The sequence below is a fragment of the Pseudomonas ekonensis genome, assembly GCF_019145435.1.
GTDB lineage: Bacteria > Pseudomonadota > Gammaproteobacteria > Pseudomonadales > Pseudomonadaceae > Aquipseudomonas > Aquipseudomonas ekonensis.
This window is the reverse complement of sequence record NZ_JAHSTS010000003.1, coordinates 579,480-605,490: the sequence shown is the minus strand read 5'-3', so window position 1 is coordinate 605,490 and position 26,011 is coordinate 579,480. Positions and strand designations below refer to the sequence as shown.

The following is a 26,011-nucleotide window of genomic DNA, read 5'->3' as shown; positions in this document are numbered from 1 at the left end:
GTTCCCTCATGCCCGCCCTCACCACCTACCAGACCTGCATCCTCCCCGAGTGGGTCGACTACAACGGCCACCTGCGCGACGCCTTTTACCTGCTGATCTTCAGCTACGCCACCGACGCCCTGATGGACCGTCTGGGCATGGACAGCGGCAACCGCGAAGCCAGCGGCCAGTCGCTGTTCACCCTCGAACTGCACCTGAATTACCTGCACGAAGTGAAGCTCGACGCCGACGTCGAGGTGCGCACGCAGATCATCGGCCACGACCAGAAGCGCCTGCACCTCTACCACAGCCTGCACCTGACCGGCGGCGACAAGGCGCTGGCCGGCAACGAACAGATGCTGCTCCACGTCGACCTCGCCGGGCCCCGTTCGGCGCCGTTCAGCCCGCCGACCCTGGAGCGCCTGCAGGCCCTCGTCGCGGAGCAGGCCGACCTGCCCGCGCCGGCGTACATCGGCCGGGTCATCGCCCTGCCCCCCGCCCGGTAAACCCGTCCATCGCAAGGAGCCGCCATGAACACCGTTGCCGCCGTAGCCGATTTCCGTACCTATCCGTTGATCAGCGCGCTGAACGGCGTGCAGCGTCTGGCGGACCGTGTCCTGGCCGAATGGGCCGACGGGCGCGTCAGCCCGTTCCACCACGCTTGGCTGCGGGACAACTGCCCGTGCCCGCAGTGCGTGTACAGCGTCACCCGCGAGCAGGTGTTCGAGATCGTCGACGCTTCGCCTTCGCTGGAGCCCGCCGCCGCCCGCATCGACAGCGACGGCCGCCTGCTCATCGACTGGCAGGACGGCCACCTGAGCCGCTTCGACCCCGGCTGGCTGCGGGCCCACGCCTACGACGACGAATCCCGCGCCGAACGCCTCGCCGCCAAGCCCAGGCCTTTCCTCTGGCGCAGCGACCTGCAACTGCCGGTGTTCGACTACACCGCCCTGATGAACGACAACGACGCGCTGCTGCACTGGCTGCTGGCGGTGCGCGACATCGGCCTGACCCAGGTGCGCGGCGTGCCCACCGAACCCGGCTCGCTGAAGGCGGTCGCCCAGCGCATTTCGTTCATCCGCGAGAGCAATTTCGGCGTGCTGTTCAACGTGCAGTCCAAGGCCGACGCCGACAGCAACGCCTACACGGCCTTCAACCTGCCGCTGCACACGGACCTGCCGACCCGCGAGCTGCAACCGGGGCTGCAGTTCCTGCATTGCCTGGTGAACGACGCCGAGGGCGGCGAGAGCATTTTCGTCGACGGGTTCGCCATCGCCGAGGCGTTGCGCCGGGAAGACCCCGCTTCGTTCCAGGCCCTGTGCGACATCCCCGTGGAGTTCCGCAACAAGGACCGCCACAGCGACTACCGCCGGCTGGCGCCGATCATTGCGCTGGACGCCTTGGGCCACGTGGCCGAGATCCGCATGGCCAACTTCCTGCGCGGGGCGTTCGACACGTCGGTGGAGCAAATGCCGCTGCTGTACCGGGCCTATCGGCGCTTCATCGCCATGACCCGCGAACCGCGCTTTCGGGTCCTGCGGCGGCTCAACCCGGGCGAACTGTGGTGCTTCGACAACCGCCGCACCCTGCACGCGCGCAACGCGTTCGACCCGACCACCGGAGCGCGGCATTTCCAGGGCTGCTACATCGACCGGGACGAGCTTCTGTCGCGGATTCTGGTGCTGCAACGCTGAACCGCGTCATCGTTCATCGCCGGCAAGCCGGCTCCCGCAGGGGACGGGGCGACCACAACGTTTGTGGGCACCGCCGGTCTCTGTGGGAGCCAGCCTGCCGGCGATGAAACCACTGCGGTCATAACGGCCTACAGGCAAAAAAATGCCCCGATGCAAGCCGTGACAGGATCGGGGCGAGGGTACTGTTGAGGAGCTGCCGTGCGAGGGTGACCAAACCTTCGTGAAGCGAGCCGGGATCAGTGTGCCCACTCCCTAGGCCGGCAAGTTAGCCGAAAACGACCTGCTCATAGCCAATGTGGACACCGCGACAAAACACCCTTGCCGCGCCTCGGCAGGCCTACCAGAATCGAGCCACGACCTCCGTTGCCAAAGAAGGATCCGCCCCATGATGCATGCCGATTTGATTGATCAGGAAGACCTGCTGGGCCAGCTCAAGGCATTGGGATTCGAGGTGCCTTACGGCGCCACGGCCGAACAGGCCTGCGAGTACGCCGTGCGCGGCCTGGACGACGTGCGGGCCAATACCCTGCGCACCATGGTCAAGCAGATGTACACCAGCAGCGCGACCATCCTGCCCGCCGTGCGCGAGGCCTTCGACAAGCAACTGTTGCCGGCCCTGGCGCAGTACCAGCAGACCCGCAGCGCCTGACACCCGCGCTTTGCTAGAGTGGTGGCCTCCATGACCACCACAGGCGAGCGCCGATGTTCCGTATCCAGACCTGCCGATCCAGCCGCCAACCCGGTTGGCTGCCCTTGCGCCAGGCGCTCTGGCCCCACGCGCCGGAACACGAGCACCGCGACGACATCGAGCAGCAGCTGAAGGCGCCGCAGCGCTACATCAACTTCGTCGCCTATGACGCGCAGGGACAACCGGTCGGCCTCGCCGAGGCCTCATTGCGAAACGACTACGTCAACGGCACCGACAGCTCGCCGGTGGTGTATCTGGAAGGCATCTACGTGGTGCCGCAGCAGCGCCGCCACGGCGTGGCCGCCCGGTTGATCGAGCAGGTGGCGCAATGGGGACGCGACAACGGCTGCACGGAAATGGCTTCCGACACCGGCCTCGACAACCTGGTCAGCCAGGCGACGCACAAGGCGCTCGGCTTCGAGGAAACCGAGCGCGTCGTGTACTTCAAGCGCCCGCTCTGATCAGAGCCTCACGCTGGCGAACGTCGATTCGTTGCGCGCCTGGCTCAGCGCCGACAGCGGCCCCGACAGCGGCGACATCACGATGGCCTGCGGCAGCGGCAGCATCGCCACCTGCTGGGCGGTGTTGGAGCCTACGCGCTCGTCCCGCGGCGGAATGCCGAAGTACTCGCGGTAGCACTTGGAGAAGTGCGGCGTGGACACGAACCCGCAGACCGACGCCACCTCGATGATCGACATCGGCGTCTGCTTGAGCAGTTGCCGGGCGCGGATCAGGCGCAGCTTGAGGTAGTAGCGCGACGGCGAGCAGTGCAGGTACTTCTGGAACAGGCGCTCCAGCTGACGCCGGGACACCGAGACGTACACCGCCAGCTCGTCGAGGTCGATCGGCTCCTCCAGGTTGGCTTCCATCAGTGCGACGATTTCCTGCAGCTTCGGCTGGTTGGTGCCGAGCATGTGCTTGAGCGGCACGCGCTGGTGATCCTGCTCGTTGCGGATACGCTCGTAGACGAACATTTCCGAGATCGCGGCGGACAGTTCGCGGCCGTGGTCGCGGCTGATCAGGTGCAGCATCATGTCCAGCGGCGCGGTGCCGCCGGAGCTGGTGAAACGGTTGCGGTCGAGGGTGAACAGGCGGGTGCTCATGGCCACGCGCGGGAAGGCTTCCTGCATCGCCGCCAGGCATTCCCAGTGCACGCTGCAGTCGAAGCCGTCGAGCAGGCCGGCGCAGGCCAGGGCCCAGCTGCCGGTGCACACGGCGCCGAGGCGGCGCGACTGGCGCGCCTGGCCCTGCAGCCAGGAGACGTGTTCACGGGTCACGGTGCGCTGGATGCCGATGCCGCCGCAGACGATCACGGTGTCCATCGGCGGGGCTTTGTGCATGGAGGCGTCGGGGGTGATCTGCAGGCCGTCGCTGGCCCAGACCTGGCCGCCGTCTACGGTGAGGGTGGTCCAGCGGTACAGTTCGCGTCCGGACAACTGGTTGGCCATACGCAGCGGTTCGACCGCGGAAGCCAGGGAAATCAGCGTGAAATTGTCCAGCAGCAGGAAGCCGATGGATTGAGGCGCACGGTTCTGGGGTTGAGCCCCGGAGTTGAACGACGTCATCGCGGTATCTCCTCACACAAAGCGGGTGATGGCCTCAGGCGGAGGCTCTTGTTATTGCCGTCGTTCTCTTGCGCGAGACGGGGCTTTGTTATGACAGAGCAATTGCCGTGCCTGAAATTGAATGCGCGTTCAATAACTCCTGAAAACGACGTCGCGGAGCGTCTATTCAAGACGCCGGACGAAAGGTCATGTGAAGTGCCATCAGCGGCGGTGAAAGCGCTGCCCCGCAGGGTGTGAGCAAATCGGTAGCACTTGTGGGAACTGGCCTGGGGGCCGCTGCGGCGCAGTGTCACCCATGGCACGGCGGACGGACGGTCACGGGCACGCACGGCGCCGCCCGGACGGGAATGGTTCTTGTCTGATTGCGACGCGCCAAAAGGTGGCGCGTTTGGCGGCCGGTGCTCACTGGGTGCGCAGTTTTGACTGGTCTGACGCTATCGCTGGCAAGCCAGCTCCCACAGGTTCTTCGGTCGTTCACAAATCCTGTGTACAGCCAATTCACTGTGGGAGCGGACCTGTCTGGCTCCCACTTCTTTGGGTTGTTCGCACATCCTGCATTCACCCAAATCACTGTGGGAGCTGACCTGTCTGCTCACACTTCTTTGGGTTGTTCGCACATCCTGCATTCGCCCAAATCACTGTGGGAGCTGGCTTGCCAGCGATGGGGGCGACGCGGTTTCAGCACTCGACCGCGCTGACCGCCAACCCACCCCGCGAGGTTTCCTTATATTTGTCGTGCATGTCCGCACCGGTGTCGCGCATGGTGCGGATCACCCGGTCCAGTGAGATGAAATGCTGCCCGTCGCCCCGCAGCGCCATCTGCGCCGCGTTGATCGCCTTGACCGCCGCGATGGCGTTGCGCTCGATGCACGGCACCTGCACCAGCCCGCCCACCGGGTCGCACGTCAGGCCCAGGTTGTGCTCCAGGCCGATCTCCGCCGCGTTGCACAACTGCTCCGGCGTGGCGCCCAGCACTTCGGCCAGGCCCGCCGCCGCCATCGCGCAAGCCGAGCCGACCTCGCCCTGGCAGCCGACTTCGGCACCGGAGATCGACGCGTTCTTCTTGCACAGGATGCCCACCGCCGCCGCCCCCAGGAAGTAGTCGACGACATTGGCATCGGTCACCGCTTCGCTGAACTTCATGAAATAGTGCAGCACCGCCGGAACGATCCCCGCCGCGCCGTTGGTCGGCGCCGTCACCATGCGCCCGCCGGCGGCATTCTCTTCGTTGACCGCCAGCGCATAGAGGTTGACCCACTCCATGGCGCTGAGGGTCGAACCGATCACGTTGGGTTTGTTCAGTTCCTGCAGGCTGCGGTGCAGCTTGGCCGCGCGCCGGCGCACGTTGAGGCCGCCGGGCAGGATGCCTTCGTGCTTCAGGCCGTGCTCGACGCAATCCTGCATCGCCTGCCAGAGCTTCATCAGGCCGGCGCGGATTTCCTCTTCGCTGCGCCAGGCCTTTTCGTTGGCCATCATCAGATCGGCCACCCGCAGGTTGTGTTTCTTGCACAGCTCCAGCAGCTCCACCGCGCTGGAGAAATCGTAAGGCAGCACCGTCCGGTCCAGGTCCGCCACGCCGCTGGCCGCCTGCGCCGCGTCCACCACGAACCCGCCGCCGACCGAGTAGTAGGTGTCGCGGAACAGTTCGCCGTGATCGCCTTCGGCGACCAGGGTCATGGCGTTGGGGTGGAACGGCAGGTTCTCGTCGATCAGGCGCATGTCCCGTGCCCATATAAATGGCACCGACAGCCGTCCGTCGAGCAATAGCGTGTGGGTTTCGCGCAGGGCCTGGATCCGCGGGCCGATCAGCGACGGGTCGATCGCGTCCGGCCACTCGCCCATCAGCCCCATGATCACCGCATTGTCGCTGCCGTGACCGATGCCGGTGGCCGACAGCGAACCGTACAGCTGCACCTCGACGCGACGCACCTGTTCCAGCAGGTGCCTGTCGCGCAGCGAGCCGACGAACAGGGCCGCGGCGCGCATCGGGCCGACGGTGTGGGAACTGGACGGGCCGATGCCGATCTTGAACAGGTCGAAAACGCTGATAGCCATTGCTGCGAAGCTCCTCAAGGATGCCGGTTCGGGGCGCGGAACGCCCGCTGGCGGAGCTGCTACGCTCAAGCTGCGTTCCGCCGGGATGCCCGCATCATCAGGCTTTTCCCGGCGCGCCCGGCGTCTGGCACCGACGCACTCATGTCCACCAACGCCGTACCGCTTCACGCCCGTTCCTGCGCCGTTTTTCTGCGGTTCAGACACGCCGAAAGGGCCGAAAAAAGCTGTAAACGACGTCACCGACACTGGATGCGACCATCCCTGTACTGGATACGACGCACCCTGTAGGCGTCAGATTTTCACTGGTACATGATCGTTATGACTCGATTGAAAGGCGCCGCGGTAGAGCTGTTTTCAGAACGCCACCCAACCGCAATCCATAAGTGCGGTGGTCCAATCGGAACACTGCCGAAAAAAACACCAAGGAGTCCATTCATGAAAGGTTCCCCGTCGTTGTTGTTGGCCGCCATGCTGAGTCTTCCGCTGCTGGCTCAGGCCGCCGAACCGGCGCAATGCAGCACCGTGAACTTCTCCGATGTCGGCTGGACCGACATCACCGCAACCACCGCGACCACCAGCGTCGTGCTCAACGCCCTCGGCTACAAGACCAAGACCACCATGATCTCCGTGCCGGTGACCTACAAGTCCCTGGCCGACGGCAAGAACATGGACGTGTTCCTGGGCAACTGGATGCCGACCATGGAAAACGACATCAAGGCCTACCGCGATGCCGGCACCGTCGAGACGGTGCGCACCAACCTCAAGGGCGCCAAATACACCCTCGCCGTGCCTCAGGCCCTGTACGACAAGGGCCTGCACGACTTCGCCGACATCGCCAAGTTCAAGAAGGAACTGGACGGCAAGATCTACGGCATCGAACCGGGCAACGACGGCAACCGCCTGATCCAGAGCATGATCGACAAGAACGCCTTCGGCCTGAAGGACGCCGGCTTCAAGGTCGTGGAATCCAGCGAGGCGGGCATGCTGTCCCAGGTCGACCGCGCGCAGAAGCGCGACACCGCCGTGGTGTTCCTCGGCTGGGCGCCGCACCCGATGAACAAGCGCTTCAAGATTCAATACCTGACCGGCGGGGACGAATTCTTCGGCCCCGACTTCGGCGCCGCCACCGTGGCGACCAACACCCGCAAGGGCTATGTCGAAGAGTGCGGCAACGTCGGCCAGCTGCTGAAGAACCTGGAGTTCACCGTCGACATGGAAAGCGAACTGATGGGCAACATCCTGGACGACAAAATGAAGCCTGAAGCGGCCGCCAAGGCCTGGCTGAAAAAGAATCCACAGGTGCTCGATACCTGGCTCGCTGGCGTGACCACCACTGACGGTAAACCTGGCCTGGAGGCCGTGAAAGCCAAGCTGAATCAGCCTTGAATTAAGGAGCATCGCTTATGCCGGGCGGCGTACGCCGTCCGGGCTGTTTATTTCCTTGCATGCGGACGTTCACTACCATGCTGATTGATCAGAAAATCCCTTTAGGCCAGTACATCGCAGGCTTCGTCGAATGGCTGACGCAACACGGCGCCAGCACCTTCGACGCCATCGCCGCGACCCTGGAAACGATGATCCACGGCGTGACGTTTGCGCTGACCTGGTTCAACCCGCTGGCGCTGATCGCCCTCATCGCCCTGCTGGCCCACTACATCCAGCGCAAGTGGGGCCTGACCGCGTTCGTGGTCGCCTCCTTCCTGCTGATCCTCAACCTGGGCTACTGGCAGGAAACCATGGAAACCCTCGCCCAGGTCATGTTCGCGACCCTGGTCTGCGTGGTCATCGGCGTGCCGCTGGGCATCGTCGCGGCGCACAAGCCGATGTTCTACACTTTAATGCGTCCGGTGCTCGATCTGATGCAGACCGTACCGACCTTCGTTTACCTCATTCCTACCCTGACCCTCTTCGGGCTGGGTGTGGTGCCGGGCCTGATCTCCACCGTGGTGTTCGCCATCGCCGCGCCGATCCGCCTGACCTACCTGGGCATCCGCGATGTCCCGCAAGAACTGATGGACGCCGGCAAGGCCTTCGGCTGCTCGCGTCGCCAACTGCTGTCACGGATCGAACTGCCCCACGCCATGCCGAGCATCGCGGCCGGCATCACCCAGTGCATCATGCTGTCGCTGTCGATGGTGGTGATCGCGGCACTGGTGGGCGCCGACGGACTCGGCAAACCGGTGGTCAACGCACTGAACACTGCCGATATCGCCCTGGGCTTCGAAGCGGGCCTGGCGATCGTACTGCTGGCGATCATGCTCGACCGGATCTGCAAACAGCCCGAAGGCAAAGTAGGGGGTGATGCATGAGCATTATTCGTTTCGATAACGTCGACGTTATCTTCTCCAAGGACCCGCGCGAGGCGCTCAAGCTGCTCGACCAGGGCATGACCCGCAACGAGATCCTGAAGAAGACCGGCCAGATCGTCGGTGTGGAAAAGGCCAGCCTGGACATCAACAAAGGCGAGATCTGCGTGCTGATGGGGCTGTCCGGCTCCGGCAAGTCGAGCCTTTTGCGCTGCATCAACGGCCTCAACACCGTGAGCCGCGGCAAGCTGTTCGTCGAGCATGAAGGCAAGCAGATCGACATCGCCTCCTGCACCCCCGCCGAACTGAAAATGATGCGCACCAAGCGCATCGCCATGGTGTTCCAGAAGTTCGCCCTGATGCCCTGGCTGACGGTGCGCGAAAACATCAGCTTCGGCCTGGAGATGCAGGGCCGTCCGGAGAAGGAACGGCGCAAGCTGGTGGACGACAAGCTTGAGCTGGTGGGTCTGACCCAGTGGCGCAACAAGAAGCCGGACGAACTCTCCGGCGGCATGCAGCAACGGGTCGGCCTGGCCCGTGCGCTGGCGATGGACGCCGACATCCTGCTGATGGACGAACCGTTCTCGGCCCTCGACCCGCTGATCCGCCAGGGCCTGCAGGACGAACTGCTGGAACTGCAGCGCAAGCTGAGCAAGACCATCGTGTTCGTCAGCCACGACCTCGACGAGGCGCTGAAGCTGGGCAGCCGCATCGCGATCATGAAGGACGGCCGGATCATCCAGTACAGCGTGCCGGAGGAGATCGTGCTGAACCCGGCGGACGACTACGTGCGCACCTTCGTCGCCCACACCAACCCACTGAACGTGCTGTGCGGCCGCAGCCTGATGCGCACCCTGGACAACTGCAAGCGCATCAACGGTTCGGTGTGCCTGGATCCGGGCGGCGACTCGTGGCTGGACCTGGCCGAAGGCAACACCATAAAGGGCGCACGCAAGAACGGCTCGGCCCTCGACCTGCAGAACTGGGTGCCGGGCCAGGCCGTGGAAGCCCTCGACCGCCGCCCGACCCTGGTGGACTCCAACATCGGCATGCGCGAAGCGCTGCAGATCCGCTACCAGACCGGCAACAAACTGGTGCTGCACGACAACAACCACGTGGTGGGGATCCTCGGCGACAGCGAGCTGTACCACGCGCTGCTCGGCAAGAACCTGGGGTAAAGGCAACAGACACGAAAACGCCGCGAATCATCGCGGCGTTTTTGTTGGTGCAGGGAATGTGGCTGTGGCGAGGGCGCTTGTCGGATCGCTCGCAGAGGCATGACCTCCAGACGCAAAGACGCCGCGAATCAATCGCGGCGTCTTTGTTTCTGCACTTCTGCGGTGAGGGCCTAAGCCTCCTTGCCCAACAAGCCAGCCCCACATTCCCCTGTGGGAGCCAGCCTGCTGGCGATGAAGCCGGCGCGGTCTCCCAGAACGGAACACCGCCCCGCTTACCGCTTACCGCTTGTTGCTTACCGCTTAGCTATACACCCGGCCCAACAACTGCCGATGGCTTTCGAACTGATCAAGCACATCCCGCGTGATCTGGTCCTGGGTGAAGCCCATCAGGTCGTAGTCCTGGCTGCCGTTGTGCAGGTACACCTCGGCACGGTAGTAACGCTGGCGCGCCTCGTCGGACTGGGCCGATTCGGTCGGGGTCGCCAGGTAGCCGTCCAGGCTCACTTCGTAGACGAAAGGGTTGCCCTCTTCCATCTCGACGCGCACGCCCATGCAACGCTTGGACTTGCCCAGCAGGGTCTGCACGTCCAGGCCCTGGGCGCGCAGCTGCGCGGCGGCGTCATCCAGCGCCGGGGTGACGTGCTTGTCCATGAAACGCTGAACCACCGACTGGCTCGGCTGCAGGTCCAGCTGGGTCAGGCGCTCGCTGAAGCCACGACGGCCACGGGCCGCCAGCTCCGCTTGCTCCTGCTCGATCTGCACGTCCGAACGCATTGCCTTGTGCAGGCCGAACATGAAGAACACCAGCACCACCGAGAACGGCAGGCCGGCCAGCACCACCATGGTCTGCATGGCTTCGAAGTTGCCGGCGAACAGCAGGCCGATGGTCACCAGGGTGATCACGACCGACCAGAAGATCCGCAGCCAGTGCGGGGCGTCTTCGTCGACGTTGCCGCCCTTGCACGAAAGGTTGGCCATCATCACCGCGCCGGAGTCGGCCGGGGTCAGGAACAGCACGAAGCCGACGAAGATCGACACACCGATCACGACCTTCGACGCCGGGTAATGCTCAAGCAACTGATAGATCGCCATCGACGGCTGTTCCAGCGCCGTCTTGCCCAATTCCACCGCGCCCTGGTTCATCACCAGGTCCAGCGCCGAGTTGCCGAAGATCGACAGCCACGCCAGGGTGAAGCCCAGCGGAATCAACAGCACGCCGGCCACCAGCTCACGCACGGTGCGGCCACGGGAGATACGCGCGATGAACATGCCCACGAATGGCGCCCAGGAGATCCACCAGGCCCAGTAGAACAGGGTCCACAGGCCCAGCCAGCGGTCGGACTTGGCGTTGTCGCCTTCATACACATAGAGGTCGAAGGTCTTGAGCACCACGCCGTTGAGGTAGTCGCCGATGTTCTGCACGAAGCCGTTGAGCAGGTGCAGGGTCGGGCCGAACAGCAGCACGAAGATCAGCAGGCCGCTGAACAGCATGATGTTGAGGTTGGACAGGCGGCGAATGCCGTTCTCCACACCGGACACGGCAGCGATGGTCGCCACGGTGCTCATCACGATGATCACGATCAGCAGGTTGGTGTTGCTGTGCTCCATGCCGAACAGGTTTTCCAGGCCCGACGCCACTTGCAGCGAACCGATGCCCAGGTTGGTCACCAGGCCCAGCAGGGTCACGAACATGCCGAAGCCGTCCACCGCGTGACCGGCGCCGCCCTTGACCCAACGCTCGCCGACCAGCGGGTACAGCGCCGAACGCAAGGCCAGCGGCTGGTTGTGACGGTAAGCGAAGTACGCCACGGCCAGGCCGACCAGGGCATAGATCGCCCAGCCGTGCAGGCCCCAGTGCAGGAACGTCAGCTGCACCGCCTGACGCGCGGCCAGGTTGGTGGCCGAAGCGCCCTCCGGCGGGTTGAAGTAGTGGTCCAGCGGCTCGGAGGCGCCGAAGTACAGCAGCGAGATGCCGATGCCCGACGAAAACAGCATGCCCGCCCAGGCGCCGTAGCTGAAGTCTGGGGTATCGTCCTTGCTGCCCAGCTTGAGCTTGCCGTAGGACGAAAAAGCCAGCCCCACCACGAACACCAGATAGGCGGCGATCACCACCATGTAGTACCAGCCGAAGCTGCGGGACAGCCAGGCCTGGGCCACACCGAGCATCCTGCCCGCCTCTTGCGGGGCGGCGATCAGGATGGCGGTCAACAGCAGGATCAGCGCGGTCGAGGTGTAGAACACCCAACCGTTGACCGTCACCTTCTCGGGCGGGGTCTTTATTAGCGAGGCAGAACTCATGGCACAAATGCTCCAGGCAGTGCGAGAGAAGAACACAAGGCAACACGGAACCCGACCAATCGGTTAGTTGGCAGCCGACCGGCGGGTGATATAAAGACACCCCGAAAAAAGCCCGAACCTGCAGAGATGGCACCGCGAATCGCCGTCGTGACCACGATCCGGACGTTCATCCGAAACCTGGCCGCAAGCGTCTTGCCCATTCAACACGTCCATCGAACGCCGAACCGCGCCTTGCCCCACGCAGGTTTCGAGCATTTTCGGATGTCGGTTTATCGCCATTTACACGTAGGAAAAACCTGTAGGCAGCGACGATTTGTCGCAGATCTTATTCTTTGTTGATTGAACGTTCAATCAAAACAAAATAGACTGGCCCTCGATCCGACAGCCGTTGCGCGGCTGCCGGAAGGCCTAAGGAGATGTGCAAGATGCCCAAGGTCGGTATGCAACCCATCCGCCGCCAACAACTGATCGAAGCCACATTGCAGGCCGTCGACCAGGTCGGGATGGGGGACGCCAGCATTGCGCTGATCGCCCGTTTGGCCGGTGTCTCGAACGGCATCATCAGTCACTACTTTCAGGACAAGAACGGCCTGATCGCCGCCACGATGCGGTATCTGATGACCGCCCTCAGCGAGAGCGTCACCGCGCGCCGTCAGGCGCTGGCAGACAACAGCCCCCGGGCTCATCTGCAGGTGATCATCGAAGGCAACTTCGACGCCAGCCAGGTCAATGGCCCGGCAATGAAAACCTGGCTGGCCTTCTGGGCCACCAGCATGCACCAGCCGTCTTTGCACAGGTTGCAGCGGATCAACGATCACCGTCTGTATTCCAACCTGTGCTGCGAGTTCCGCCGCGTGTTGCCGCTCGAAGAGGCGCGCAACGCCGCACGCGGGCTGGCAGCGTTGATCGACGGCTTGTGGTTGCGCGGCGCGCTGTCGGGAGACGCTTTCGACACCGAGCAGGCGCAACGGATCGCTTACGAATACATGGACTTCCAACTGGCCAAGCAGGCGAGCCAGAGCACACAGAAAACGCTCGGCCCCTGAACCGCCGTCATGGCGGCAGCCAACCACTTATGCACTTGCGAGGACTTTATGGCCCGTTTCGAACTGCAAAAACTCTACATCGATGGCGCGTACTCCGACGCCGGCAGCGATGCCACCTTCGAAGCCATCAACCCGGCTAACGGCGAAGTCCTCGCCCACGTGCAGCGCGCCACCAAGGAAGACGTGGAGCGCGCTGTGGTCAGCGCCGAAAAGGGCCAGAAGATCTGGGCCTCGATGACCGCCATGGAGCGTTCGCGCATCCTGCGCCGCGCCGTCGACATCCTGCGCGAGCGCAACGATGAGCTGGCCGCGCTGGAAACCCTGGACACCGGCAAGGCCTACTCCGAAACCAAGTACGTCGACATCGTCACCGGCGCCGACGTGCTGGAATACTACGCAGGCCTGGTGCCGGCCATCGAAGGCGAGCAGATCCCGCTGCGCGACACCTCCTTCGTCTACACCCGCCGCGAGCCGCTGGGCGTGGTCGCCGGCATCGGCGCGTGGAACTACCCGATCCAGATCGCCCTGTGGAAATCGGCCCCGGCCCTGGCCGCCGGCAACGCGATGATCTTCAAGCCGAGCGAAGTCACCTCGCTGACCACCCTGAAACTGGCCGAGATCTACACCGAAGCCGGCCTGCCGAACGGCGTGTTCAACGTCCTGACCGGCAGCGGCCGCGAAGTCGGCACCTGGCTGACCGAGCACCCGCGCATCGAGAAAGTCTCCTTCACCGGCGGCACCGACACCGGCAAGAAAGTCATGGCCAGCGCCTCGGCCTCGTCCCTGAAGGACGTGACCATGGAACTGGGCGGCAAGTCCCCGCTGATCATCTGCGACGACGCCGACCTGGACCGCGCCGCCGACACCGCCATGATGGCCAACTTCTACAGCTCCGGTCAGGTCTGCACCAACGGCACCCGCGTGTTCGTGCCGAGCCACCTGAAAGCGGCCTTCGAAGCCAAGATCGTCGAGCGCGTGGCCCGCATCCGCGTCGGCAACCCTGAAGACGAAAACACCAACTTCGGCCCGCTGGTCAGCTTCGCCCACATGGAAAGCGTGCTGGGCTACATCGCCAAGGGCAAGGAAGAAGGCGCACGCGTGCTGTGCGGCGGCGAGCGCATGACCGACGGCGAATTCGCCAAGGGCGCCTTCGTGGCACCGACCGTGTTCACCGACTGCACCGACGACATGACCATCGTGCGCGAAGAGATCTTCGGCCCGGTCATGGCGATCCTGACCTACGAAACCGAAGAAGAAGTGATCCGCCGCGCCAACGACACCGACTTCGGCCTGGCCGCCGGCATCGTCACCCGCGACCTGAACCGCGCCCACCGCGTGATTCATCAGCTGGAAGCGGGCATCTGCTGGATCAACGCCTGGGGCGAATCCGACGCGAAGATGCCGGTCGGCGGCTACAAGCAGTCGGGCGTCGGCCGCGAGAACGGCATCAGCTCGCTGACCAACTACACGCGCATCAAATCGGTACAGGTCGAGCTGGGCGATTACGCATCAGTCTTCTGATGAGCCTCAAGCGGCAAGCCTCAAGCTGCAAGTAAAAGCAGTTTGTGTTTGCCGCTTCTCCCCGGAAATACCGCTCGCTGCTTTTTCTTGCAGCTTGAAGCTCAGAGCTTGCAGCTCTAAAGGAGGACCTATGTCCCAAGTATTCGATTACATCATCGTCGGTGCCGGTTCGGCCGGTAACACCCTGGCCACCCGCCTGACCGAAGACGAAGGCGTCACCGTCCTGCTGCTCGAAGCCGGCGGCCCGGACTACCGTCTCGACTTCCGTACCCAGATGCCGGCCGCGCTGGCCTTCCCGCTGCAGGGCCGCCGCTACAACTGGGCCTACGAAACCGATCCCGAGCCGTTCATGGACGGCCGCCGGATGGAATGCGGCCGCGGCAAGGGCCTGGGCGGCTCGTCGCTGATCAACGGCATGTGCTACATCCGCGGCAACGCGATGGACTACGACGGCTGGGCGCAATTGCCAGGCCTTGAGGACTGGTCCTACCTGGACTGCCTGCCGTATTTCCGCAAGGCGGAAACCCGCGACATCGGCCCGAACGACTACCACGGCGGCGAAGGCCCGGTCAGCGTGACCACGCCGAAGGCCGGCAACAACCCGCTGTTCCACGCCATGGTCGAAGCCGGCGTGCAGGCCGGCTACCCGCGCACCGAAGACCTGAACGGCTACCAGCAGGAAGGCTTCGGCCCGATGGACCGCACCGTGACGCCGAAAGGCCGCCGGTCTTCCACCGCCCGCGGCTACCTGGACACCGCCAAGAAGCGCTCGACCCTGACCATCGTCACCCACGCCCTGACCGACAAAGTGCTGTTCGAAGGCAAGCGTGCGGTCGGCGTGCGTTACCTGGTCGGCTCCGCCGAAGAGCGCGTCGAAGCCAAGGCGCGCAAGGAAGTCATCGTCTGCTCCGGCGCCATCGCCTCGCCGCAACTGCTGCAGCGTTCCGGCGTAGGCCCTGCGAAGCTGCTGGAAAGCCTCGACATTCCGGTGGTCCACGACCTGCCGGGCGTCGGCGAAAACCTGCAGGACCACCTGGAGCTGTACCTGCAGTTCGCCTGCACCCAGCCGGTGTCCCTGTACCCGTCGCTGCTGTGGCACAACCAGCCGGCCATCGGTGCCGAGTGGCTGTTCAACGGCACCGGCATCGGCGCCAGCAACCAGTTCGAGGCCGGCGGCTTCATCCGCACCCGTCCTGAGTTCGCCTGGCCGAACATCCAGTACCACTTCCTGCCGGTGGCGATCAATTACAACGGCAGCAACGGCGTGCAGGAGCACGGCTTCCAGGCGCACATGGGTTCCATGCGCTCGCCGAGCCGCGGCCGCATCCAGCTCAAGTCCAAGGATCCGCGCCAGCACCCGAGCATCCTGTTCAACTACATGGCCACCGAGCAGGACTGGCAGGAATTTCGCGACGGCATCCGCCTGACCCGCGAAATCATGCAGCAACCTGCGCTGGACGCCTTCCGCGGCCGCGAAATCAGCCCGGGCATCGAAGTGCAAACCGATGAAGAGCTGGACAAGTTCATCCGCGAGCACGCCGAAACCGCGTTCCACCCGTCCTGCTCGTGCAAGATGGGCACCGACGACATGGCGGTGGTCGACGGCCAGGGTCGCGTGCACGGCATGCAGGGCCTGCGCGTGGTCGACGCCTCGATCATGCCGATCATCACCACCGGCAACCTGAACGCGCCGACGATCATGATGGCCGAGAAAATCGCCGACAAGATCCGTGGCCGTCAGCCGCTGCCGCGCAGCAAGGCCGCCTACTACGTGGCCGGCGATGCGCCGGTCAAAGGCAAGCCGCTGCGTGAAGTGGGCGCTGTTGCGCAGTAAGCCGTAGCACCGCGTCACGGCTGATCGCTGGCAAGCCAGCTCCCACAGAGTCTTATGTCGTTCACACATTGTGTGTTCACCCAAAGACCTGTGGGAGCTGGCTCGCCAGCGATGAGGCCCTGACATTCGACCCCGATCTCCCCGCTGTACAGTAAACCTTCCTACTCCCCCTCTTCACTTGATCCTACCCCCACGCAGGCCTACTCTAGGCCTCGCCCCATTGCGTCACCCCTCCCCGCCGAATCCGCTTCGCCGCAACTCCATGACAAGGAGGTTCCCGAATGTTCGATTTCCACCCCCGGCTCAAGCAGCGCTTCGCTGCCCTGCGCACGGGTGCCGAATTCTTTTCCTTGCGCTATGTGCGCGAGTCCGGCCAGTACCTGTCGGTGCGCAAGAACGTCGCCGAGCCGCCGAGCCTGCGCCGTGACGAAGGCGCGATGCTCACCGTGCGGGTCAACGGTGTCGAGGCCTACGCCGCCACCAACGACCTGTCGCAGCAGGGCCTGCAGGCCGCCCTCGACCGCGCCGAACAGCAAGCCCGGCGGCTCAAGCCCCACGCCCTGCTCGACCTGCGCGAGCAGTCGGTGTCCGGCGACCGCGCCGATTACTTCTCGCCCCACCTCGACCAACCCCTGCCGTCCCTGAGCGAATGCTTCGAGCTGCTCGGCGCGGAGTCCGCCTCGGTGCCAAAGGATGAGCGCCTGGTGAACTGGGAAGTGAGCCTGGGCATCACCCATGTCGAGCAGATCTACCTGAGCAGCGCCGGCGCCGAGCTGCGCCAGGCCCAGCGTTTCATCTACCCGGGCCTGGACGTCACCGCCTACGACGGCAACGACAGCCAGACCCGCAGCCTGGGCCGCGAAAACTTCGGCCAGCAGGGCGGCATGGACGTGGTCCGCCGCTGCGGCCTGATCGGCGCAGGCCCGCAAGTGGCCGACCAGGCATTGCAACTGCTGCTGGCGCCGAACGCCCCGCAAGGGCCCCGCGACCTTTTGCTGATGCCCGACCAGATGATGCTGCAGATCCACGAGTCCATCGGCCACCCGCTGGAGCTGGACCGGATCCTCGGCGACGAACGCAACTACGCCGGCACCAGCTTCGTCACCGCCGCCGATTTCGGCACCCTGCAGTACGGTTCGAAGCTGCTCAACGTGACCTTCGACCCGGACATCCCCGAAGAGCTGGCCAGCTACGGCCACGACGATGACGGCAGCGCCGCCAGCAAGCAGTTCCTGATCCGCGAAGGCCTGCTGGTGCGGCCGCTGGGCGGGGCGCTGTCGCAGTTCCGCGCCGGCCTCGACGGCGTCGCCAACAGCCGCGCCTGCGGCTGGAACCGCCCGCCGATCGACCGCATGGCCAACCTCAACATCGAGCCGGGCGACCAGTCGCTGGCGCAAATGATCAACGGCATCGAGCACGGCATCCTGATGAGCACCAACCGCTCATGGTCGATCGACGATGCCCGCAACAAATTCCAGTTCGGCTGCGAGTGGGGCCAACTGATCGAGAACGGCGAACTCAAGGGCGTGGTGAAGAACCCGAACTACCGGGGCATCTCCGCGCACTTCTGGAAAAGCCTGCGCGCCGTCGGCGACGCCGGCACCGCCCGCGTGCTGGGCACGCCCAACTGCGGCAAGGGCGAGCCGAACCAGGTGATCCGCGTCGGCCACGCCTCGCCGGCCTGCGTATTCAGCAACGTTGATGTGTTTGGGGGAGACGCCTGATGAGTATTTCCAGGAACGGGAGCGCCGCCTTCAAGGCGCTGGTCGACTGGCTGCATGACGCCGTGCGCGAACCGGAACAGTTCACCCTCAGCTACGCGGCCGAATCCTCGGCGTTCGTGCGCTTCAACCACGCCAAGGTGCGTCAGGCCGGGCAGGTGCAGCAGGCCAACGTCGGGCTGAAGCTGATCGACGACGGCCGCCATGCGGACTTGCAGATCACCCTGTCCGGCGAGCCGGAAACCGACCTGCAACGCCTGGCCGAGGGCCTGCAGCAACTGCGCGAGACCGTGCCGCTGCTGCCGCAGGATCCGTACCTGCTGCTCAACCACAACCGCTGGCAGAGCCAGAGCGTGCAGGAACATCCGCTGCCGGACACCGAAGACGTGGTGGCGCAGATCACCGAAGCCGCCGCCGGCCTGGACCTGGTGGGCTTCTATGCCGCCGGGCCGATCAGCCGCGGCTTCGCCAGCTCCTCGGGGGCGTTCGGCTGGCACCAGGCCAACAGCTTCAACTTCGACTTCAGCCTGTTCCACGACAACGGCCAGGCCGTGAAGGCCAGCTACGCCGGCCACGACTGGAGCCGCGAAGGCTTCGCCCAGCGCTTCGCCCAGGCCCGCGAGCAACTGGAGTTCCTCGGCCGGCCGCTGCGCACCCTGGCGCCGGGGCAGTACCGGGCCTACCTGGCGCCGGCGGCGCTGGAGGAAATCATGGGCATGCTGAGCTGGGGCGGATTCTCGGCCCAGTCGATCGCCAGCAAGAGCAGCCCGCTGCAAAAGCTGTATGCCGGCGATCAGGCCTTCAGCCCGCTGGTCTGCGTCGACGAGCAGGTCAGCGGTTCGTTGAGCCCGGCGTTTTCCGGTGAAGGCTATCCGCGCAGCGACCTGCGCCTGATCGTCGAAGGCAAGGCCGGCGACCGCCTGGTGGGTTCGCGCAGCGCCGCCGAATACGGACTCGCCGCCAACGGCGCCGGCGGCGGCGAAGCGCCGAGCGCGCTGAACATGGCCGCAGGCCAACTGCCCCGGGACGAGATCCTCAAGCAGTTGGGCACCGGGCTGTACATCAGCAACCTGTGGTACCTGAACTACTCGGACCAACCGGCGGCGCGCCTGACCGGCATGACCCGTTTCGCGACCTTCTGGGTCGAGGACGGCCAGATCCAGGCGCCGGTCAGCACCATGCGGTTCGACGACAGCGCCTACAGCCTGCTGGGTTCGCAGCTGGAAGCCCTGACCGCCGAACGGGAACTGCTGCTGTCGGCCAGCACCTACAGCCAGCGCAACACGTCTTCGGCGCTGCTGCCGGGGGCGCTGGTCAGCAAGCTCACTTTGACGTTGTAGCGACACGCATCGACCGTGGCGAGGGAGCAAGCTCCCTCGCCGCAAAAAGCGCCCGACCCCACAACCGCAAGAGGTTCCATGCCCGACCGCACGCCGCTTGACGCCATCACCGCCCGCTGGTTGCCGTGGGTCGTGGCCATCGCTTTCTTCATGCAGTCCCTCGACGGGACCATCCTCAACACTGCCCTGCCGGCCATGGCCCGTGACCTGGCCGAAGACCCGCTGCGCATGCAGGGCGTGGTCATCGCCTACATGCTCACCGTGGCGCTGCTGATCCCGGCCTCGGGCTGGATCGCCGACCGCTTCGGCACCAAGAAGATCTTCTTCGGCGCCATTCTGCTGTTCAGCCTCGGCTCGCTGCTCTGCGCGCTGTCGGGCAGCCTGAGCATGCTGGTGGGCGCCCGGGTGATCCAGGGCCTGGGCGGCGCGCTGATGCTGCCGGTCGGACGGCTGGTGGTGCTGCGCGCCTACCCGCGCTCCGAGCTGGTGCGGATCATGGGCTTCATCACCATCCCCGGCCTGCTCGGCCCGCTGATCGGCCCGACCATGGGCGGCTGGATGGTGGAGTACCTGACGTGGCACTGGATCTTCCTGATCAACCTGCCGGTGGGCGTCATCGGCTGCTACGCGGTGTGGAAGTTCATCCCCGACCTGCGCGGCAGCGAGCGCACGCGCTTCGACAGCACCGGTTTCGTGCTGTTCGGCGCGGCGATGATCCTGATCACCATCGCCATGGAAGGCCTGGGCGAACTGCACCTGCCGCACCTGCGCGTGATGCTGCTGCTGTTCGCCGGGCTGGCGTGCCTGGCGGCGTACTGGCTGCGCGCCGGGCACATCGACAATCCGCTGTTCGCGCCGTCGCTGTTCAAGACCCGCACCTTCGCCGTCGGCATCCTCGGCAACCTGTTCGCTCGCCTGGGCAGCGGCGCCCTGCCGTTCCTGGTGCCGCTGCTGCTGCAGGTGGCGCTGGGCTATTCGCCGTCCCAGGCCGGGATGAGCATGCTGCCGCTGGCCGCTGCGGCGATGGTCGCCAAGTGGGTGGCGCGGCCGCTGATCGAACGCCTGGGCTACCGCATCGTGCTCACCGGCAACACCCTGGCGCTGGGGATCATGCTAGCGAGCATGGGCCTGGTCAGCGAGCAGACGCCGTACTGGCTGTTGCTGTGCCTGCTGGCGATCTTGGGGGCGATCAACTCGTTGCAGTTCACTGCCATGAACACCGTGACCCTGATCGACCTCGACGACGCCAGCGCCAGCAGCGGCAACAGCCTGCTGTCGGTGGTGGCGCAACTGTCGCTGAGCCTGGGCGTGGCCTGCGCCGGCGCGCTGCTGGGCGGGTTCACCGCGCAGATCGGCAACGACGGCGTCGATACCGTCCTGGGCGCGTTCCAGCTGACGTTCGTGACGGTGGGCGTGATGGCGATGCTGGCGGCCACGATCTTCTCGCAACTGTCGAAGGATGACGGGCGGCGCGTACGCAGCACGGAGCAGCACATCGAACATTGACCGCTGTTCGTCCAGAACTTTCGAGGAAAGTGGCACGGTGCTGGTACACTGCGCGACATTTTGTTTTGCAGGCCCGTCCCGTGACCACCATCGCCACCGCTTTCAACACTTTGCCGCTGTCCGCCGCCATGCTGGCTAACCTCGACTCCCTCGGTTACGCCCAGATGACGCCGATCCAGGCGCAGAGCTTGCCGGTGATCCTCAAGGGGCTGGACCTGATCGCCCAGGCCAAGACCGGCAGCGGCAAGACCGCCGCGTTCGGCATCGGCCTGCTGAACCCGATCAACCCGCGCTACTTCGGCTGCCAGGCGCTGGTGATGTGCCCGACCCGCGAGCTGGCCGACCAGGTGGCCAAGGAAATCCGCCGCCTGGCCCGCGCCGAAGACAACATCAAAGTGTTGACCCTCTGCGGCGGCGTGCCCTTCGGCCCGCAGATCGCTTCGCTGGAGCACGGCGCGCACATCATCGTCGGCACGCCGGGGCGCATCCAGCAACACCTGAGCAAGGGCACCCTGGTGCTCGACGGCCTCAACACCCTGGTGCTGGACGAAGCCGACCGCATGCTCGACATGGGCTTCTACGACGCCATCGAAGACATCCTCGGCCAGACCCCGGCGCGCCGCCAGACCCTGCTGTTCTCCGCCACGTACCCGGCGGGCATCAAGCAGCTGGCGTCGAACTTCATGCGCGATCCGCAGCAGGTGAAGGTCGAGGCCCTGCACGACGACAGCCAGATCGAGCAGCGCTTCTACGAGATCGCCCCCGAAGAGCGCCTGAGCGCAGTGACCAAGGTGCTCGGCCATTTCCGCCCGGCCTCCTGCGTGGCGTTCTGCTTCACCAAGCAGCAGGTGCAGGAGACCGTTGACCACCTGACCGCCAAGGGCATCTCGGCCGTCGGCCTGCACGGCGACCTGGAGCAGCGCGACCGCGACCAGGTGCTGGCGATGTTCGCCAACCGCAGCACCTCGGTGCTGGTGGCCACCGACGTCGCCGCCCGCGGCCTGGACATCGATGCGCTGGACATGGTGATCAACGTCGAGCTGGCCCGCGACTCCGAAGTCCACATCCACCGCGTCGGCCGCACCGGCCGGGCCGGCGAGAAAGGCATCGCGGTCAGCCTGGTGGCGCCGTCGGAAGCGCACCGCGCACGGGCCATCGAAGAACGCCAGAAGGCCCCGCTGAACTGGGATCAGGTGGACAACCTCAAGTCCCAGGGCGGCGGCCCGCTGCTGCCGGCCATGAGCACCCTGTGCATCGCCGCCGGGCGCAAGGACAAGGTGCGCCCGGGCGACATCCTCGGCGCCCTCACCGGCGACGCAGGCATCCCCGGCGCGCAGGTGGGCAAGATCGCGATCTTCGACTTCCAGGCCTACGTGGCGGTGGAGCGCGGCATCGCCAAGCAAGCCCTGGCGCGGCTCAACAGCGGCAAGATCAAGGGCCGCTCGCTGCGGGTGCGGATCCTGTAAGCGATCTTCCGCCCCTGGAAGATCCCCTGTGGGAGCGAGCCTGCCCGCGATGGCGGACGGTCAACCGACAACCCTGTCGAATGGGCCGGCCTCATCGCGAGCAGGCTCGCTCCTACAGGGGGTTCCGGTGATTTTGAAATTTGTGTGAGGACACCGTTTTGCGCTCTACCGAAGTCGTGATCATTGGCGCCGGCGCCGCCGGTTTGATGTGTGCCCTGACCGCCGCCGGGCGCGGGCGCCAGGTGCTGCTGCTCGACCACGCGAACAAGGCCGGCAAGAAAATCCTGATGTCGGGCGGCGGGCGCTGCAACTTCACCAACATGTACACGGAACCTGGCAATTTCCTGTCGCAGAACCCGCACTTCTGCAAATCCGCCCTGGCCCGCTACACCCAGTGGGACTTCATCGGCCTGGTCGCCAAGCACGGCGTGCCGTACCACGAGAAGAAACTCGGCCAGCTGTTCTGCGACAACAAGTCCAGCGACATCCTCGGCATGCTCCTCGACGAGTGCGACCAGGCGGGCGTAGAGCTGCGCCTGGACACCTCGATCCAGACCATCGAAAAGACCGAAGGCGGCTACCTGCTCGACACCACCCTCGGCCAGGTCCAGTGCCAGTCGCTGGTGATCGCCACCGGCGGCCTGTCGATCCCGACCCTGGGCGCCACCGGCTTCGGCTATCAGGTGGCGAAACAGTTCGGCCACGCACTGCTGCCGACCCGCGCCGGGCTGGTGCCGTTCACCATCACCGACCAGCTCAAGGACCTGTGCGGCGAACTGTCGGGCACATCGGTCGATTGCCTGGTCAGCTGCAACGGCCAGAGCTTTCGCGAGAACATTCTGTTCACCCACCGCGGCCTCAGCGGCCCGGCGATCCTGCAGATCTCGTCGTTCTGGGAGTCCGGCGACACGGTGGAGATCAACCTGCTGCCGGACCACGACGCCGCCGGCTGGCTGCAACAGCAGCAGGCCGAACGCCCGAACAGCGAGCTGAAGACCCTGCTGGGGGAACTCTTCACCAAGAAGATGGCCAACCTGCTGGCGGACAGCTGGTTCGCCTCCAAGCCGATGAAGCAATACACCCACGCGGAACTGGCGGACATCGCCGACAAGCTCGGCAGCTGGAAGGTCGTGCCGGCGGGCACCGAGGGCTACCGCACCGCCGAAGTGACCCTCGGCGGCGTGGACACCCGGGAAGTGTCGTCCAAGACCATGGAATCGCTGAAAAGCCCCGGCCTGTACTTCGTCGGCGAAGTGCTCGACGTCACCGGGCACCTGGGCGGCTTCAACTTCCAGTGGGCCTGGGCTTCCGGATACGCGGCCGCACAGTACGTCTGATCCGCCGCAAATCAAAACTGTGGGAGCGAGCCTGCTCGCGAAGACGGTCTGGCATTCGGCACTCATGCTGAATGACACACCGCTTTCGCGAGCAGGCTCGCTCCCACTTTCGTTTTGCTTGAGGCGATGAGGAACACTTTTTGCTGTCCGATGTGATCGGCGCCATTGCGTCGGCGTCATTACTGGCTCACTTTAGCGGCATCGCCTCGGAAGGCCTTCGCATTTCATGTCCTCGACCTCGTTTCGTCAGTCTTTGCGGCGCCTGTGGGCGCTGGACAAGTTCAGCTACAGCGTGCGGGTGTTCATCGCCCTGACCGGCAGCATGGCGCTGTGCTGGTTCCAGGATGAAATGGGGCTGCTGATCCCGCTGTTCCTGGGGATCATCGCCAGCGCCCTGGCCGAGACCGACGACAGCTGGCAAGGCCGCCTCAACGCGCTGGCGGTGACGCTGGTGTGCTTCAGCATCGCCGCCCTGTCGGTGGAGCTGCTGTTCCCCTACCCCGTCGTGTTCGTCATCGCATTGGCGCTGGCCAGTTTCGGCCTGACCATGCTCGGCGCCTTGGGCGAGCGCTACGGCGCGATCGCCTCGGCGACGTTGATCCTGTCGGTGTACACGATGATCGGCGTCGACCAGCGCGGCGGCGCGGTCAGCGACTTCTGGCACGAACCGATGCTGCTGGTGGCCGGCGCCGCGTGGTACGGGCTGCTGTCGGTGCTGTGGCAGGCGATGTTCTCCAACCAGCCGGTGCAGCAGAGCCTGGCGCGGCTGTTCCGCGAGCTGGGCTATTACCTCAAGCTCAAGGCCTCGCTGTTCGAGCCGATCCGCCAGCTGGACGTCGAGGCCCGACGCCTGGAACTGGCGCAGCAGAACGGCCGGGTGGTGGCGGCGCTCAACACCGCCAAGGAAATCATCCTGCACCGCGTCGGCAACGGTCGCCCAGGCTCCAAGGTCAGCCGCTACCTGAAGCTGTACTTCCTGGCCCAGGACATCCACGAGCGCGCCAGTTCCTCGCACTACCCGTACAACGCCCTGGCCGAAGCGTTCTTCCACAGCGACGTGCTGTTCCGCTGCCAGCGCCTGCTGCGCCAGCAAGGCAAGGCCTGCCGGGCGCTGGCCGAATCGATCCAGATGCGCCAGCCGTTCACCTACGACGCCAGCTTCGCCGAAGCCCTGGGCGACCTGCACGCCTCCCTCGAACATCTGCGCATCCAAAGCAACCCGGCCTGGCGCGGCCTGCTGCGTTCGCTGCGGGCGCTGGCGGCCAACCTCGGCACCCTCGACCGCCTGCTCAGCGACGCCAGCAACCCCGACGCCCTGGCCGACGCCACCGACAGCAGCCTGCTCGACCGCTCGCCGCGCAACCTCAAGGACGTGTGGACACGCCTGCGCACGCAACTGACGCCGACCTCGCTGCTGTTCCGCCACGCCCTGCGCCTGCCGCTGGCCTTGAGCATCGGCTACGGCATGGTGCACCTGATCCACCCTTCGCAGGGCTACTGGATCATCCTCACCACGCTGTTCGTCTGCCAGCCGAACTACGGCGCCACGCGGCGCAAGCTCGGCCAGCGGATCTTCGGCACCGCCATCGGCCTGACCGTGGCCTGGGCGCTGTTCGACCTGTTCCCCAGCCCGCTGGTGCAGTCGTGCTTCGCCATCGCCGCCGGCGTGGTGTTCTTCACCAACCGCACCACGCGCTACACGGTGGCGACCGCCGCGATCACCATCATGGTGCTGTTCTGCTTCAACCAGGTGGGCGACGGCTACGGCCTGTTCGTCCCGCGCCTGCTCGACACCCTGCTGGGCAGCCTGATCGCGGGCCTGGCGGTGTTCCTGTTCCTGCCGGACTGGCAGGGCCGGCGCCTGAACAAAGTGCTGGCCAACACCCTGACCTGCAACAGCGTCTACCTGCGCCAGATCATGCAGCAGTACGCCGCCGGCAAGAGCGACGACCTCGCCTACCGGCTGGCCCGGCGCAACGCGCACAACGCCGACGCGGCGCTGTCCACCACCCTGGCGAACATGCTCATGGAGCCTGGGCATTTCCGAAAGGAGGCCGACGTCGGGTTCCGCTTCCTGGTGCTGTCCCACACCCTGCTCAGCTACCTGTCGGGCCTGGGCGCACACCGGGAGACCCGCTTGCCGGCGGACGTGCGCGAACACCTGATCGACGGCGCCGGCGTCAGCCTGGCGGCCAGCATCGACGAAATCGCCCAGGGCCTGGCGAGCAAACAGCCGATCGCCATCCAGAGCGACGAGGAAGAAGCGCTGGCCAATGAACTGGAGCAGATGCCGGACGAGATCGATGAAGGACAACGGCTGGTGCAGACGCAACTGGCGCTGATCTGCCGTCAGCTGGGGCCGTTGCGGACCTTGGCGGCGCATCTGATCAAGGAGGTCTGAAGCTTCAAGCTTCAAGCTTCAAGCGGCAAGCGGCAAGCGGCAAGCGGAAGCATCGATCCGTAATTTGCTTGAAGCT

General features: G+C 65.2%; 19 protein-coding genes. 16 read left to right on the top strand and 3 right to left on the bottom strand.

The features are described from left to right. The first annotated feature begins 8 nt into the window (after positions 1 to 8). The 4 genes from KVG96_RS26765 (at position 9) to aac(6') (ending at position 2,822) form a co-directional block, all read left to right on the top strand. On the top strand, positions 9 to 485 hold the full coding sequence (locus tag KVG96_RS26765; protein WP_217894693.1) for a thioesterase family protein: 477 nt from the start codon (positions 9 to 11) through the stop codon (positions 483 to 485). A gap of 24 nt (positions 486 to 509) precedes the next feature. Further along, positions 510 to 1,673 (top strand): gamma-butyrobetaine dioxygenase, encoded by a 1,164-nt coding sequence (locus KVG96_RS26760; protein ID WP_217894692.1) that lies wholly within the window; start codon positions 510 to 512, stop codon positions 1,671 to 1,673. A gap of 385 nt (positions 1,674 to 2,058) precedes the next feature. Continuing rightward, entirely contained in the window at positions 2,059 to 2,322 is a 264-nt protein-coding gene (locus KVG96_RS26755; RefSeq protein WP_217894691.1) for a hypothetical protein, read from the top strand. 53 nt (positions 2,323 to 2,375) lie between these two features. Beyond that, positions 2,376 to 2,822, top strand: a complete 447-nt coding sequence (gene aac(6'), locus KVG96_RS26750) for an aminoglycoside 6'-N-acetyltransferase (protein WP_217894690.1) — start codon at positions 2,376 to 2,378, stop codon at positions 2,820 to 2,822. Here aac(6') and gbdR read toward each other — a convergent pair whose 3' ends face one another. Then, positions 2,823 to 3,926 (bottom strand): choline metabolism transcriptional regulator GbdR, encoded by a 1,104-nt coding sequence (gbdR, locus tag KVG96_RS26745; protein ID WP_085580681.1) that lies wholly within the window; start codon positions 3,924 to 3,926, stop codon positions 2,823 to 2,825. A gap of 678 nt (positions 3,927 to 4,604) precedes the next feature. Further along, the gene (locus tag KVG96_RS26740) at positions 4,605 to 5,981 is read right to left on the bottom strand and encodes an L-serine ammonia-lyase (RefSeq protein WP_217894689.1); all 1,377 of its coding nucleotides are present in this window, start codon (positions 5,979 to 5,981) and stop codon (positions 4,605 to 4,607) included. A 435-nt stretch (positions 5,982 to 6,416) separates the two neighbouring features. On the opposite strand from KVG96_RS26740, the gene KVG96_RS26735 reads away from it, so the two are divergent. From KVG96_RS26735 to choV, 3 genes are all read left to right on the top strand, one after another. After that, positions 6,417 to 7,367 carry a choline ABC transporter substrate-binding protein gene (locus tag KVG96_RS26735; RefSeq protein ID WP_217894688.1) on the top strand — a complete coding sequence of 317 codons (951 nt, stop codon included), beginning with the start codon at positions 6,417 to 6,419 and terminating at the stop codon, positions 7,365 to 7,367. Positions 7,368 to 7,444: 77 nt separating this feature from the next. Further along, positions 7,445 to 8,290, top strand: a complete 846-nt coding sequence (gene choW, locus KVG96_RS26730) for a choline ABC transporter permease subunit (protein WP_217894687.1) — start codon at positions 7,445 to 7,447, stop codon at positions 8,288 to 8,290. Further along, complete coding sequence (choV, locus tag KVG96_RS26725) at positions 8,287 to 9,465, top strand: choline ABC transporter ATP-binding protein (RefSeq protein ID WP_085655833.1); 1,179 nt, start codon at positions 8,287 to 8,289, stop codon at positions 9,463 to 9,465. The genes choW and choV overlap by 4 nt, the downstream gene beginning before the upstream one ends. Before the next feature lie 300 nt (positions 9,466 to 9,765). On the opposite strand, the gene KVG96_RS26715 is transcribed toward choV, so the two are convergent. Beyond that, positions 9,766 to 11,706 carry a BCCT family transporter gene (locus tag KVG96_RS26715; protein WP_437180536.1) on the bottom strand — a complete coding sequence of 647 codons (1,941 nt, stop codon included), beginning with the start codon at positions 11,704 to 11,706 and terminating at the stop codon, positions 9,766 to 9,768. 482 nt (positions 11,707 to 12,188) lie between these two features. Between KVG96_RS26715 and betI the strand changes: the two genes are divergently transcribed. The 9 genes from betI to yccS all read left to right on the top strand — a co-directional run bounded on the left by betI (position 12,189) and on the right by yccS (position 25,935). Beyond that, entirely contained in the window at positions 12,189 to 12,809 is a 621-nt protein-coding gene (betI, locus tag KVG96_RS26710; protein WP_217894685.1) for a transcriptional regulator BetI, read from the top strand. 48 nt (positions 12,810 to 12,857) lie between these two features. Beyond that, a complete protein-coding gene (betB, locus tag KVG96_RS26705) occupies positions 12,858 to 14,330 on the top strand; it encodes a betaine-aldehyde dehydrogenase (protein WP_217894684.1) in 1,473 nt (490 codons plus the stop codon). A gap of 130 nt (positions 14,331 to 14,460) precedes the next feature. Then, on the top strand, positions 14,461 to 16,164 hold the full coding sequence (betA, locus tag KVG96_RS26700; RefSeq protein WP_217894683.1) for a choline dehydrogenase: 1,704 nt from the start codon (positions 14,461 to 14,463) through the stop codon (positions 16,162 to 16,164). Between the two features lie 281 nt (positions 16,165 to 16,445). Further along, positions 16,446 to 17,888: a TldD/PmbA family protein gene (locus KVG96_RS26695; protein ID WP_217894682.1), complete on the top strand. Its 1,443-nt coding sequence runs from the start codon at positions 16,446 to 16,448 to the stop codon at positions 17,886 to 17,888. Next, entirely contained in the window at positions 17,888 to 19,225 is a 1,338-nt protein-coding gene (locus KVG96_RS26690; RefSeq protein WP_217894681.1) for a TldD/PmbA family protein, read from the top strand. Before KVG96_RS26695 ends, KVG96_RS26690 begins: the two co-directional genes overlap by 1 nt. 78 nt (positions 19,226 to 19,303) lie before the next feature. Then, on the top strand, positions 19,304 to 20,731 hold the full coding sequence (mdtD, locus tag KVG96_RS26685; RefSeq protein WP_217894680.1) for a multidrug transporter subunit MdtD: 1,428 nt from the start codon (positions 19,304 to 19,306) through the stop codon (positions 20,729 to 20,731). An 80-nt stretch (positions 20,732 to 20,811) separates the two neighbouring features. Further along, a complete protein-coding gene (gene dbpA, locus KVG96_RS26680; protein ID WP_217894679.1) occupies positions 20,812 to 22,197 on the top strand; it encodes an ATP-dependent RNA helicase DbpA in 1,386 nt (461 codons plus the stop codon). Positions 22,198 to 22,355: 158 nt separating this feature from the next. After that, on the top strand, positions 22,356 to 23,534 hold the full coding sequence (locus KVG96_RS26675; RefSeq protein WP_217894678.1) for a BaiN/RdsA family NAD(P)/FAD-dependent oxidoreductase: 1,179 nt from the start codon (positions 22,356 to 22,358) through the stop codon (positions 23,532 to 23,534). Positions 23,535 to 23,760: 226 nt separating this feature from the next. Continuing rightward, a complete protein-coding gene (yccS, locus tag KVG96_RS26670) occupies positions 23,761 to 25,935 on the top strand; it encodes a YccS family putative transporter (RefSeq protein WP_217894677.1) in 2,175 nt (724 codons plus the stop codon). The last annotated feature ends 76 nt before the right edge of the window (positions 25,936 to 26,011 follow it).